At 61.2% G+C, this 11,592-nt stretch carries 12 protein-coding genes; 5 read left to right on the plus strand and 7 right to left on the minus strand.

The genetic code is table 11. The features are described from left to right. Positions 1 to 133: 133 nt before the first annotated feature. Both AC3IT6_RS06530 and AC3IT6_RS06535 read left to right on the plus strand, forming a co-directional pair. Positions 134 to 382: a hypothetical protein gene (locus AC3IT6_RS06530; RefSeq protein ID WP_150727543.1), complete on the plus strand. Its 249-nt coding sequence runs from the start codon at positions 134 to 136 to the stop codon at positions 380 to 382. Between the two features lie 167 nt (positions 383 to 549). Beyond that, a complete protein-coding gene (locus AC3IT6_RS06535; RefSeq protein WP_489354661.1) occupies positions 550 to 996 on the plus strand; it encodes a hypothetical protein in 447 nt (148 codons plus the stop codon). Between the two features lie 91 nt (positions 997 to 1,087). Here the strand turns inward: AC3IT6_RS06535 and AC3IT6_RS06540 are convergent, their stop codons facing one another. After that, entirely contained in the window at positions 1,088 to 2,200 is a 1,113-nt protein-coding gene (locus AC3IT6_RS06540) for an enoyl-CoA hydratase/isomerase family protein (RefSeq protein ID WP_223446023.1), read from the minus strand. A 132-nt stretch (positions 2,201 to 2,332) separates the two neighbouring features. Here AC3IT6_RS06540 and ung point away from each other — a divergent pair, with 132 nt between their 5' ends. Beyond that, on the plus strand, positions 2,333 to 3,025 hold the full coding sequence (ung, locus tag AC3IT6_RS06545) for a uracil-DNA glycosylase (protein WP_085724659.1): 693 nt from the start codon (positions 2,333 to 2,335) through the stop codon (positions 3,023 to 3,025). 101 nt (positions 3,026 to 3,126) lie between these two features. Here the strand turns inward: ung and AC3IT6_RS06550 are convergent, their stop codons facing one another. From AC3IT6_RS06550 to AC3IT6_RS06565, 4 genes are read right to left on the minus strand one after another with little or no spacing between them, the layout of a single operon-like run. Beyond that, the gene (locus AC3IT6_RS06550) at positions 3,127 to 4,167 is read right to left on the minus strand and encodes an AbrB family transcriptional regulator (protein WP_489354662.1); all 1,041 of its coding nucleotides are present in this window, start codon (positions 4,165 to 4,167) and stop codon (positions 3,127 to 3,129) included. Next, positions 4,160 to 5,674: a tripartite tricarboxylate transporter permease gene (locus AC3IT6_RS06555; protein ID WP_056720684.1), complete on the minus strand. Its 1,515-nt coding sequence runs from the start codon at positions 5,672 to 5,674 to the stop codon at positions 4,160 to 4,162. The genes AC3IT6_RS06550 and AC3IT6_RS06555 overlap by 8 nt, the downstream gene beginning before the upstream one ends. Position 5,675: 1 nt before the next feature. Beyond that, positions 5,676 to 6,134 (minus strand): tripartite tricarboxylate transporter TctB family protein, encoded by a 459-nt coding sequence (locus AC3IT6_RS06560; RefSeq protein ID WP_095945109.1) that lies wholly within the window; start codon positions 6,132 to 6,134, stop codon positions 5,676 to 5,678. 58 nt (positions 6,135 to 6,192) lie between these two features. Continuing rightward, entirely contained in the window at positions 6,193 to 7,170 is a 978-nt protein-coding gene (locus AC3IT6_RS06565; RefSeq protein ID WP_489354663.1) for a Bug family tripartite tricarboxylate transporter substrate binding protein, read from the minus strand. 442 nt (positions 7,171 to 7,612) lie between these two features. On the opposite strand from AC3IT6_RS06565, the gene AC3IT6_RS06570 reads away from it, so the two are divergent. Further along, a complete protein-coding gene (locus tag AC3IT6_RS06570; protein ID WP_007979804.1) occupies positions 7,613 to 8,284 on the plus strand; it encodes a response regulator in 672 nt (223 codons plus the stop codon). After that, positions 8,277 to 9,665: a sensor histidine kinase gene (locus AC3IT6_RS06575; RefSeq protein ID WP_223533470.1), complete on the plus strand. Its 1,389-nt coding sequence runs from the start codon at positions 8,277 to 8,279 to the stop codon at positions 9,663 to 9,665. The genes AC3IT6_RS06570 and AC3IT6_RS06575 overlap by 8 nt, the downstream gene beginning before the upstream one ends. Positions 9,666 to 9,776: 111 nt before the next feature. Here AC3IT6_RS06575 and AC3IT6_RS06580 read toward each other — a convergent pair whose 3' ends face one another. Further along, positions 9,777 to 10,598, minus strand: a complete 822-nt coding sequence (locus tag AC3IT6_RS06580) for an HDOD domain-containing protein (RefSeq protein WP_489354664.1) — start codon at positions 10,596 to 10,598, stop codon at positions 9,777 to 9,779. Positions 10,599 to 10,632: 34 nt separating this feature from the next. Continuing rightward, positions 10,633 to 11,574: a CAF17-like 4Fe-4S cluster assembly/insertion protein YgfZ gene (ygfZ, locus tag AC3IT6_RS06585; protein ID WP_489354665.1), complete on the minus strand. Its 942-nt coding sequence runs from the start codon at positions 11,572 to 11,574 to the stop codon at positions 10,633 to 10,635. Positions 11,575 to 11,592: the final 18 nt, after the last annotated feature.

Here is an 11,592-nt window from a genome sequence, read left to right on the forward strand (position 1 = left end):
TTCACCGCATTGGAACCTGTCCGCCGCTGATCAGGCGGTGGGTGCAACGTCGCACTTGGCAGGGGATTGCCAGTCAAAACAGGTGTAAGTCGGTGTGTGCCGACTGCTGTCACAGGTCTTTACGGAGGCCGCCATGTTGCGTCGATTGTTGTTAGGTGCAGTGCTTGGTCTTGGATTGTCTGGCTGCTACTACTACGCCGGTCCTGCCGATGTCTACGGGGGACCTTATTACTACCCCGGCTATTACTCGCCCTATTACTACGGTTACTACGGTCCACGTTATTACGGTGGTTATCGCTCCTATTACTACGGTGGGCATGGTTACTACCGTGGCCACGGCGGTGGACATCATGGCGGTGGACATCGCGGTGGCCACCGTTGATCAGGGCGTGAATGGATGAAAAACCTTTCATCGGCCAGATGTTTCTACTTGTTTCAAGGACGCACCAGATTCCGAATTCGGTGTCTGATATTTCGACAGTCTCCGAACATTTGACTGTCGCCTGCCAGCGTCGCTGGTGTGGTTTACCCGCGGTCCAGGAGGCCGCTATGTATCGCCGAATTCTTCTGCTAGCTGTGTTGGGATTGTCCCTTGGTGGGTGCGTGCCTTACTACGACGAAGGAGGCAGTTACTACAGTTCCGAGGTCTATACCTCGCCAGCGCCAACCTATTACGCCGGGGGTAGTTCCTACTATTCCAATGGTTACTACACACCACCACCTCGGTATTACGTGCCGCCAGCGCGGTATTACCAGCCGACACCGCGCTATTACTCACAGCCGCGGATCTATCATCCGTCGCGCTATTACTCGCAGCCGCGGATGTATCAACCATCGCGCCATTACCAGTCGGCCCCTCGTTACTATCATCCGTCGCGGGGCGACTACCGCATGCATCAGAACCATGGCTGGGACGGCCGTAACCGCGGGAACTGGAACAACGACTATCGCGGTAACGGTCGCGGCTATCGCAGCGGGCGGGGCGGCCATCGATAGCTTTGTATAAAACACAACTCTGAATGTGGGAGCGGCGGTGCGACGATTCGACTTGCTCGCACCGCCGCTCCCACAGTGTTGTGTGCAGTTTTCAGTATTCGGACAAATCCGCCAGCGGATGCCGACCTTCCCACGCCTTGTGAAAATGCGCCTCTACCACTGCGTCCGGCACGTTGTTGATGTCCGGCCAGTGCCAGTGCGGTTTCTGGTCCTTGTCGATCAACCGGGCACGTACGCCTTCGCTGAATTCCGGATGCCGACAACAGTTGAGGCTCAGGGTGTATTCCATCTGGAAGACTTCGGCCAGCGACAGGTGGCGGGCACGGATGATCTGCTCCCACACCAGATGAGCGGTCAGCGGCGCGCCTTCGCTCAGGGTCCTGGCTGCGCGGCTCAGCAACAGATCGGTGTGATCGCGCAAGGCGCTGATCGCCTTCCAGGCGCAACGCACGTCGCTGACATCCAGCAGCTCGTCGATCTGCTGTCGGCGCGGCAGCCACTGGGCTTCAGGCATCTGTGCCACGGCTTCCTGCTGCAAGGCCTTGAGCAGGCTGTTGAGTTGCATCGGTGTCTGTTCCTGCCAGTTCAATTGCAACAGGCCTTCGATCAACTCCGGCTGCTGCTCATCGAGCAGGAAACGATCGGCCAGGTCCAGGTCGATGGCATCGCGGCCGTTCATGTGCGCACCGCTCAGGCCCAGGAACAGCCCGAGCTTGCCGGGCAGGCGCGACAGAAACCAACTGGCGCCAACGTCCGGGTACAGGCCGATGCTGATCTCGGGCATGGCCAGGCGACTGCTCGGCGTGACGATGCGGATGCTTGCCCCTTGCAACAGTCCCATGCCTCCGCCCAGCACATAGCCGTGGCCCCAGCAGATCAGCGGTTTCGGGTAGGTATGAAGTTTGAAGTCCAGGCGATATTCCGCCGCAAAAAACTGCGCAGCCAGTGGCGGTACTTCGCCCGGATGGACGCGACAGGCTTCCACCAGGCTGCGCACTTCGCCGCCGGCGCAAAAGGCCTTGGCGCCGTTGCCGCGCAACATCACGCAGACGATCTGCGGATCCTTGGCCCAGGCCTCCAGGCGGTCGCGCAGGGCGTTGATCATTGGCAGGGACAGGGCGTTCAGGGATTTTTCGGCATCCAGGCTGGCGATGCCGATGCGCGCGCCGTCGGTGCCGGTGAGTTCTTCGAAGTGCAGATTCATCGTGACCTCGATCGGGAATTTGAGGGTTAAGTATGATCGCTGTGTGGGAAAGTGCCGGATCTGCATCAGATCAATTGACAAGCGTGATGCGCTTTCCTAGGGTTCGCCCCATTGTTTTTGCCGGATGTAACCATGACTGCTGACGACCGTATCAAACTCGAACCGAGCTGGAAGGAAGCACTGCGTGCCGAATTCGACCAGCCCTACATGGCAGAGTTGCGAAACTTCCTGCAACAGGAGCGGGCGGCCGGCAAGGAGATCTATCCGCCGGGGCCGATGATCTTCAACGCGCTCAATTCCACGCCGCTGGACAAGGTCAAGGTGGTGATCCTCGGCCAGGACCCTTATCACGGCCCGGGCCAGGCCCATGGCTTGTGCTTCTCGGTGCAACCGGGCGTGCCGGCGCCGCCGTCGCTGGTGAACATTTACAAAGAACTCAAGCGCGACCTGAACATCGACATCCCCAACCATGGCTACCTGCAGAGCTGGGCCGACCAGGGCGTGTTGATGCTCAACACCACCATGACCGTGGAGCGCGCCAACGCCAATGCGCACAAGGACAAGGGCTGGCAGTTTTTCACCGATCGAGTCATTGAAGTGGTCAGCCAACAGCAACCGCACCTGGTATTCATGCTGTGGGGCGCCCATGCCCAGAGCAAACAGAAGCTGATCGATGCCACCAAGCATCTGGTGCTGACCTCGGTGCACCCGTCACCGCTGTCGGCCTATCGCGGCTTCCTCGGTTGCGGGCACTTCAGCCGCACCAACAAGTTTCTGGAGCAGAATGGCGAGACGCCGATCGAGTGGCGGTTGCCGCCGGTTTAAGCGGCGACTTTGAGGGCCTCTTCGCGAGCAAGCCCGCTCCCACAAGGATCACGCGAACCCTGTGGGAGCGGGCTTGCTCGCGAAGCAGGCGACTCGGTCTATCAGACAGAATCTGGTTGTCGATTCCAATACTTGAACAACGGCTCCGCCAGAAACAGCACAAACAACAAGCGCATCACCTGCATCGCCGTCACCAGCGGCACCGACAGTTGCAGGGTTTCCGCCGTCAGGCTCATCTCGGCAATCCCGCCGGGCATCATGCCCAATGTCAGTGAACGCAGATCCAGATGGGTCAGCGCACTCAAACCCAATGCCGCCACCGTGGCGATCAGCATGGTCAACACCGTGCCGATCAAGGTACGCCCCATGAACGATGGCGCACGCCGGAAAAACTGCCGGTTGAAGTGACAGCCCAGACCGCTACCGATCAGCCATTGGCCAATCTGGCTACCGCCATTGGGCAAACCGATGTGCAGATCCCAGCCGATGCTGACTGCCGCGCTGACCAGCAGCGGCCCGAACAGCCAGGGGTTGGGTTGACGCAGGCGCTCCCAGATCCAGGCCGCCAACGCACCAGCGGGAAACAACACCGCCAGCCAGCGCCAATCGATGCTGCCAACGTGGGAAATCGGCGCACCGTCACCCAACAGATACTTGAAGGCTGCCGGTACGCAGAGTACGACCACCAACACCCGCAAACTCTGCCCCGCCGCCACACGGCTGAGCACCGCACCATTGCGGGCGCCGAGGTTGACCATCTCCCCGGAACCGCCGGGCATGCTGGAAAAGAACGCCGTGGCGCGATCTTCACCGGTGCGGCGCATCAGCCACACGCCGACGACCGCCGACAGGCTGGTGACCAACGCACCGAAGAAGATCAGACCGAAATGACTGAGTACCTGCTCCATCACCACTGGAGTGAAATGCAGGCCGATACCGATACCGACGATCCACTGGCCGCACTTGCGGCCGCCAGGGATTTCCGCCAATTGCCAGGGTGTCAGGCAACGCACGAGGATGATCGCCAGCAACGAGCCGACCATCCACGGCAAAGGCCAGCCGACCTGGCTGGCGAGGTAACCGCCAAGCAGGCCGACCAGCGGGGTTCCCCACCAGAGCTTGAGGGGGGACCGATCAGACATCGGCGATAACGCGTTGGGCGGCCGAACGTTTGCGCCAGATGCGGATGAGCGGCATCAGCAGCATGATCGCCGTCAGCACCCAGCAACCGAAGGTGATCGGGCTCGACCAGAGGATTTCCAGCGCACCGTTGGAAATCGACAGGGCACGGCGCAGGTTCTGCTCCATCAAACCTCCGAGGATGAAGCCCAGCAATACCGGCGACAGCGGGAAGTCCAGCTTGCGCAGGATATAACCGAAGATGCCGATGCCGATCATCAGGAACAGGTCGAACGTTGTCGCGTGCACCGCGTAGACGCCAATCCCGGTGATGATCGCGATCACCGGTACCAGCGCCCAGTTTGGCACGGCGAGGATGCGGGTGAAGATGCGGATCATCGGGATGTTGAGGATCACCAGCATCACGTTGGCAATGAACAACGAAGCGATCAGGCCCCAGACGATGTCCGGTTGCTGTTGGAACAGCAGCGGGCCCGGGGTGATGTTGTACAGCGACAGGGCGCCGATCATCACCGCCGTGGTGCCCGAACCTGGAACACCGAGGGTCAGCATCGGCACCAGCGCACCGCACGCTGCGCCACCGATGGCGGTTTCCGGCGCCGCGAGGCCGCGCATGTCGCCTTGGCCGAAAGTACCCTTGGCACCCGCCATGCGTTTTTCGGTCATGTAGGCCACGGCACTGGCCAGGGTCGCACCGGCACCCGGCAACACGCCCATGATGAAACCCAGTACGCCGCAACGGATATTCACCACGAACACCGACGCTGCTTCCTTGAAGTTGAACATCATGCGGCCGGTGGCTTTCACCGCTTCCTGGCCGTGATGGGTTTTTTCCAGCAGCAGAAGGATTTCGCTGATGGAGAACAGGCCCAGCACCAGCACGACGAACTGGATGCCGTCAGTCAGGTGGATGTTGTCCCCGGTGAAGCGATACACACCGCTGTTGGCGTCGATGCCGACGGTCGACAGGAACAGACCGATCAGCGCCGCGATGAACGTCTTCAGCGGACGGTCACCGGCCATGCCGCCGAGGCAGACAATCGCAAACACCATCAGTACGAAATATTCTGCGGGGCCGAAGGCAATCGCCCATTTCGCCAGCAGCGGGGCGAACAGCACCATGCCGCAGGTGGCGATAAAGGCTCCGATGAACGAACTCCATGCCGACAGCGACAGCGCCACACCGGCCAGGCCTTTGCGGGCCATCGGGTAACCGTCGAGGGTGGTCATCACGGTGGACGCTTCGCCCGGGATGTTCAGCAGGATCGAGCTGATCCGGCCGCCGTATTCGCAACCCAGGTACACCGCCGCCAGCAGGATAAGCGCCGACTCCGGTGGCAGGCCGAGGGCGAATGCGATCGGGATCAACAGTGCCACGCCGTTGATCGGCCCAAGGCCCGGCAACAGGCCGACCACGGTACCGATCAGGGTGCCGCACAGCGCGGTCACCAGGTTGTACGGGCTCAGCGCGACGCCGAAGCCCTGACCCAAATAGCCAAGAGTATCCATATCAGTTCTCCAGAACGTCGAGCACGCCAAGCGGCAGCGGCACGTCCATCAACTTGTCGAACAGCAGGTAAAGGCCGACGGCCATCAGGCTGATGATCACGATGCTTGGCACCCAGCGACCGCCATACAGGCGTGCCATGGGCACGCCGATCAGGATGCTGGCGACGATGAAACCCAGGGGTTCGAAAGTGCCGGCGAACACCAGCAACAGCGCCACGCAGATGCCGATTTTGGTCAGGGTTTCGCGATCCAGTGGCGGCTCGTCATCGCTGTGCTTGATCGGTGCCGGACGGAACACCATATACAACAGCGCCGAGCCCATCAGGCCAAGCATCAACAGCGGAAAGGCCCGAGGCCCCACCGGTTCGTAGGAAAAAGCCGCTTGGTACGGCCACGCCATCAATGCCAGGCCGAGACAGGCCAGCAACAGCACCGAGGCGAAAATGCGTTGTAAGAGCATGGGGAACTCCTGTGCCGCGACTCCGCCAAACGGAGCCGCGGCCGCTAGACAGAGGCGATCACTGGATCAGGCCGAACTCTTTGGCCAGCACTTTGTAGTCCGCAACCTGCTTCTTCACGTAGGTGTCCAGTTCCGGACCGGTCATGGCAAACGGGAACAGTTCACGCTGATCGCGCAGCTTGGCGAACTCGGGGGAGGCCAGCAGTTTGTCGAAGGAGTCCTTCCACCAGGCATAGTCTTCATCGCTGACTTTTGGCCCAAGGTAGAAACCACGGACCACTGGCCAGACGATGTCATAACCTTGCTCGCGGGCGGTCGGAATGTCCTTCATTTCCGGCTCGTCCAGGCGCTTGTCAGAGAACACCGCCAGCAGGCGCATGTCGCCGCTCTGGATGTGCGGCATGGAGTCGGAGATGTCGGTGCTGCCAACCTGGATGTGGCCGCCGAGCAGGGCGGTAGCAATTTCGCCGCCACCTTCGAGGGCAACGTAACGCAGGTCACGGGGGTTGATCCCGGCAGCCTTGGCGATCAGTGCGGTTTGCATCCAGTCCTGGCTGCCGACGGTACCGCCGGAACCGATCACCACTTTGCTCGGATCTTTCTTCAGTGCCTGCACGAGATCGTCCAGGGTCTTGTAGGGCGAATCGCTCTTCACTGCGATGGCGCCATAGCTGGTGCCGACGGCAGCGAGCCAGCGCACGTTGGTTTCATCGAAACGACCGAACTTGCCTTGGGCCAGGTTCAGCAGCGAACCGCTGGACCAGGCCACCAGGGTGCCGGCATCGGCCGGACGCTGGGCGACCACCGCGTTGTACGCCACCGCGCCGACACCGCCGGGCATGTAGGTCACGCGCATCGGTTTGGTCAGCAGTTTTTCGTTGACCAGCGCACTTTGTGCCAGTTTGCAGGTCAGGTCGAAACCACCGCCGGGCGAGGCCGGGGCGATGCATTCCGGGCGCTTTGGCTCGGCCATGAGTTGGCCGGCGAACAGCACGCAGCTGGCGGTGAGGGCGAAACGGCGCATTGAGCGGTTCATTTTTTTCTCCACTGGAGTTTTTGTTTTTCGGGATGATTCAGGTGCGACGATTTCGCACGGTGCTGGCGCGTTCGAATCCGCACGGACTGAACGACGAGCAGCCAGCTTTGACGCTGGCAAGCGTAAATATCGGGGCGCGAGAGAAGGGACGGGACGGGTAGGCCTGAAGCTGTGTGGACAGCATGATGCAGTACCTCGGTTATTGTTCTTATTGGCGAAAACGCTTCGAGGCGTTTTTCGGTAGTTACATGTCAAAGCACGCTTTAAAACTACGATTCGATGGTTGGCAGTCGAAACCATCCGTGGGCCGACTCTAACGTCCCAACCTTTCGCTAACCTTTCATCGGGCTTTCACGATTTTTCGGGCTTCACAGCGACGGATGCCACTGTAAACTCCGCGCCAGAGAATGGCGTCGACCATCCCGGAATGAGGTAAAGATCCATGCGTGTCCTGCTCGTCGAAGACCATTTGCAGCTCGCCGAAAGTGTCGCTCAGGCGCTCAAGAGCACCGGGCTGACCGTGGACGTTCTGCACGATGGCGTGGCAGCCGACCTGGCGCTGGGCAGCGAGGAATACGCCATGGCGATCCTCGACGTCGGCTTGCCGCGCATGGATGGTTTCGAAGTGCTGGCGCGTTTGCGGGCGCGGGGCAAGAATCTGCCGGTGTTGATGCTGACCGCCCGCAGCGACGTCAAGGACCGGGTCCACGGCCTGAACCTCGGCGCCGACGACTACCTGGCCAAGCCGTTCGAGCTGACCGAACTCGAAGCCCGGGTCAAAGCCTTGTTGCGCCGCAGCGTGCTGGGCGGTGAGCGCATTCAGCGTTGCGGTGTGCTGGCCTATGACCTGGAAACCCGGCGTTTCACCCTCGGCGAAGAATTGCTGACCCTGACCTCCCGCGAACAGGCCGTACTCGAAGCCCTGATCGCGCGCCCCGGTCGGGTGATGAGCAAGGAGCAACTGGCGTCGCAAGTGTTCGGTCTCGATGAAGAGGCCAGCCCCGATGCGATCGAAATCTACGTGCACCGCCTGCGCAAGAAGCTCGACGGCCAGCCGGTCGCCATCGTGACCTTCCGCGGCCTCGGTTATTTGCTGGAAAGCCGCGATGCATAAGCCCAGCAGCCTGCGCTGGCGGTTGTTGTGGAACCTGGCGCTGCTGCTGGTGGTGTTAATGCTGGCCAGTGGTTTGAGCGCCTACTGGAACGGCCGCGAAGCTGCCGATACGGCCTATGACCGGACCCTGCTGGCCTCGGCGCGAACCATCGCCGCCGGCGTCTCCCAGCGCGACGGCACCCTGAGTGCCGACGTGCCTTACGTGGCCCTCGATACTTTTGCCTACGACAGTGCCGGGCGAATTTTCTACCTGGTCAACGACATCAATCAGAAGCTGATTTCCGGTTACGAAAACCTGCCGGCGCCACCGCCGGGAACGCCGCGCACCGATGACTATCCGGCGCTGGCACGTTTCTACAACGCCCAGTACCGCGGGCAGAACGTGCGCGTGGTAAGCCTGCTCAAGCCGGTGAGCGAGCCGAACATGAACGGCATGGCGGAAATTCGCGTGGCGGAAACCGATGAGGCGCGGGTGAGCATGGCCCGCAGCCTGGCGACAGATACCTTGCTGCGCCTGGGCATGCTGGCGGGTGGGGCCTTGATGTTGGTGTGGTTCGCGGTGAGTGCCGCGTTGCGCCCGCTGGAGCGTTTGCGCACGGCGGTGGAAGAGCGCCAGCCGGACGATCTGCGCCCCTTGCCGCTGGTGGAAGTGCAGCGCGAATTGTGGCCGCTGGTGCGCGCGCTTAATCACTTTACCGAGCGCTTGCGCGGGCAGTTCGAGAAGCAGGCGCAATTCATCGCCGATGCCGCCCACGAACTGCGCACGCCGCTGGCGGCGCTCAAGGCGCGCCTGGAACTGGGCATGCGCTCAGCCGAGCCCGATACCTGGCGCAGCACGCTGGAGACCGCCGCCCAGGGCACTGATCGCTTGACCCATCTGGCCAATCAGTTGCTTTCCCTGGCGCGGGTGGAAAATGGCGCCCGGGCGATTGCCGAGGGCGGCGCGCAGTTACTCGACCTGAGTCAGTTGGCTCGGGAACTGGGCATGGCCATGGCGCCGTTGGCCCACAAGCGTGGTATCGCGCTGGCGCTGGAGGCGGATGAGCCGGTCTGGTTGCGGGGCGAGCCGACGCTATTGAACGAACTGCTGAGCAATCTGGTGGATAACGCACTGGCTCACACGCCGCCGGGTGGCAACGTGATTCTGCGGGTCTCGGCGCCCGCCGTGCTGGAAGTCGAAGATGATGGCCCCGGCATACCTCTCGAGGAGCGCGATCGGGTATTCGAGCGCTTTTACCGACGCAATCAGCAAGTGGCCGGTTCCGGGTTGGGTCTGGCGATTGTTGGTGAGATCTGTCGCGCGCATCTGGCGCAGATCAGCCTGCATGATGGAGAGCACGCAGGGTTGAAGGTGCGGGTGAGTTTTGTTGCGGGGGATTGATGGCGTTTGTTCGGACCTCTTCGCGAGCAAGCCCGCTCCCACATTGAACCGAGTCGCCACAGATCAAATGTGGGAGCGGGCTTGCTCGCGAAGGGGGCAACGCGGTCTTTATCAGTAAAACATCGTGCGCGTTTCTTCCAGATCGGCGCACATCGCCTTGTCGTCAAAGTCGACTCCGAGTGCCTTGTAGGCCGGTACATTCAACGCATCGGCACGGGCGATCGGGTGATCGGTGTCCTGTAGGCAATACAGACTGGCCACCTGCACCAGATCCACATAGTCGACCTGCGCAGACTGGCGTTTGAAATTCAGGTACAGCTGCGGCACTTGCACCAGCATGTCGGGAAATTCCCAGACCTTGAGCAGTTTTTCGCCGATCAGCGGATGAATCCGGTCGATCACATGGTTGAGGCTGACCGGGTCGGACAGCAGCTCATAGTGATCTTCGGCGTAGGTCAGGATCGGCAACACGCCGATCTGGTGCACCAGCCCGCCAAGGGCCGCCTGATCGGGCTTGAGTCGGGTGTAGCGGCGGCACAGGGCGTAGCTGACGCCGGCGATTTCCAGGCTTTTACGCCAGACATCGCGCATCTTCTGTTCCACCACGTCGGAGCGGGCATGGAAAATCTGCTCCATGACCAGGCCGATCGCCAGGTTACAGCTGTAGTTGATGCCCAGGCGGGTGATCGCGGTATGCAGATCGGTCACTTCCTGGGTCGCGCGCAACAGTGGACTGTTGACCACTTTGATCAGGCGTGCTGACAACGCGGTATCCCGGCCGATCACTTTACTCAGGGTACTGACGCTGACTTCCGGGTTTTCCGCGGCCTTGCGAATCTGCAGGGCCACTTCCGGTAACGTTGGCAGAACCAGGTCATCGTTATTGATGGCCTCAACCAAATCCTTTTGGACCTTTTCCGCCAGCTCGCTCATTTAGTCTCTCTAGGTGTCGCGCCAAGTGTTGCCGTTATTGCTGGATTTCGCGATCGCGGTCCAGTTCATAAGGCAGGTCGAGCAGCTGCAAGGACGGCCCTTCGAGCGCGCCCAGGTGGATGTCCCCACTGTCTGCTGCTTCGGCTTGCAACACCGCCAGGAGTTCAATGTTCTGCCCGGCGCGGGCAGCCAGCACCACTTCGCCGATGGAGCTGCCGTGGGTCGGGGAAAACAGCGGGGTACCCGGTTCAGGCAGTTCGCCAGCAGCCAGTTGCAGGCGATACAAGCGGCGCTTGAGTTTGCCCAGGTACTGCATCCGCGCGACGATTTCCTGCCCGGTGTAGCAACCTTTCTTGAAACTCACGCCACCGACCGCTTGCAGGTTGAGCATCTGCGGAATGAACAACTCGCGGGTACCGGGCATGACCTGGCCAATCCCTGCACGGACCTGGCCCAGCAGCCATTGATTCAGATCGCCTTCGCTCAGCACCGCCGATAGCTTGCCTTTGACCGCATCGGCTTGACCGGCGGCGACCCACAGTTCGGCACGTTCAGGTGAGACACGGATGGCGATCAGCCCATCGTTGCGCACGACGCTGTCGGTTTCTGCTGGCAGGTCCAGGCCGAGGCTGACCAGCGCGGCGTCGCCATGGTCAACTCCGAAGCGGACCCACGCGGCACTTTCGTCGGTCAGTTTCGACTTGGAAAACACCGCGTATTTTTTCAGGTCCGCCAATTGCGGTTCGAGCAATTCGGTGGCCATGGCCAGGACCACGCCGTCCTCTTCGAGCAGGATGCGGAAACTCGATTGCATCCGGCCTTTTTGCGTGCAGCGCGCACCGAGGCTGGCCCGGGAATCGCTCAGGTTGTTGAGGTTGCAGGTCAGCTGGCCTTGCAGGAATTTGCTGGCGTCCGCGCCGCGGACCGCGAGAACACCTTCATGAGAAAGGGTGCAGAAAAAAGCAGAATCGGCCATGGGTCATCGCAGGGTAAA

This window comes from Pseudomonas sp. KH_017 (genome assembly GCF_057840285.1).

Excerpts from the sequence above, each read along its gene's own strand:
- AC3IT6_RS06530 (WP_150727543.1), top strand. The coding sequence starts at position 134 with ATGTTGCGTCGATTGTTGTTAGGTGCAGTGCTTGGTCTTGGATTGTCT.
- AC3IT6_RS06535 (WP_489354661.1), top strand. The coding sequence starts at position 550 with ATGTATCGCCGAATTCTTCTGCTAGCTGTGTTGGGATTGTCCCTTGGT.
- AC3IT6_RS06540 (WP_223446023.1), bottom strand. The coding sequence starts at position 2,200 with ATGAATCTGCACTTCGAAGAACTCACCGGCACCGACGGCGCGCGCATC.
- ung (WP_085724659.1), top strand. The coding sequence starts at position 2,333 with ATGACTGCTGACGACCGTATCAAACTCGAACCGAGCTGGAAGGAAGCA.
- AC3IT6_RS06550 (WP_489354662.1), bottom strand. The coding sequence starts at position 4,167 with ATGTCTGATCGGTCCCCCCTCAAGCTCTGGTGGGGAACCCCGCTGGTC.
- AC3IT6_RS06555 (WP_056720684.1), bottom strand. The coding sequence starts at position 5,674 with ATGGATACTCTTGGCTATTTGGGTCAGGGCTTCGGCGTCGCGCTGAGC.
- AC3IT6_RS06560 (WP_095945109.1), bottom strand. The coding sequence starts at position 6,134 with ATGCTCTTACAACGCATTTTCGCCTCGGTGCTGTTGCTGGCCTGTCTC.
- AC3IT6_RS06565 (WP_489354663.1), bottom strand. The coding sequence starts at position 7,170 with ATGAACCGCTCAATGCGCCGTTTCGCCCTCACCGCCAGCTGCGTGCTG.
- AC3IT6_RS06570 (WP_007979804.1), top strand. The coding sequence starts at position 7,613 with ATGCGTGTCCTGCTCGTCGAAGACCATTTGCAGCTCGCCGAAAGTGTC.
- AC3IT6_RS06575 (WP_223533470.1), top strand. The coding sequence starts at position 8,277 with ATGCATAAGCCCAGCAGCCTGCGCTGGCGGTTGTTGTGGAACCTGGCG.
- AC3IT6_RS06580 (WP_489354664.1), bottom strand. The coding sequence starts at position 10,598 with ATGAGCGAGCTGGCGGAAAAGGTCCAAAAGGATTTGGTTGAGGCCATC.
- ygfZ (WP_489354665.1), bottom strand. The coding sequence starts at position 11,574 with ATGGCCGATTCTGCTTTTTTCTGCACCCTTTCTCATGAAGGTGTTCTC.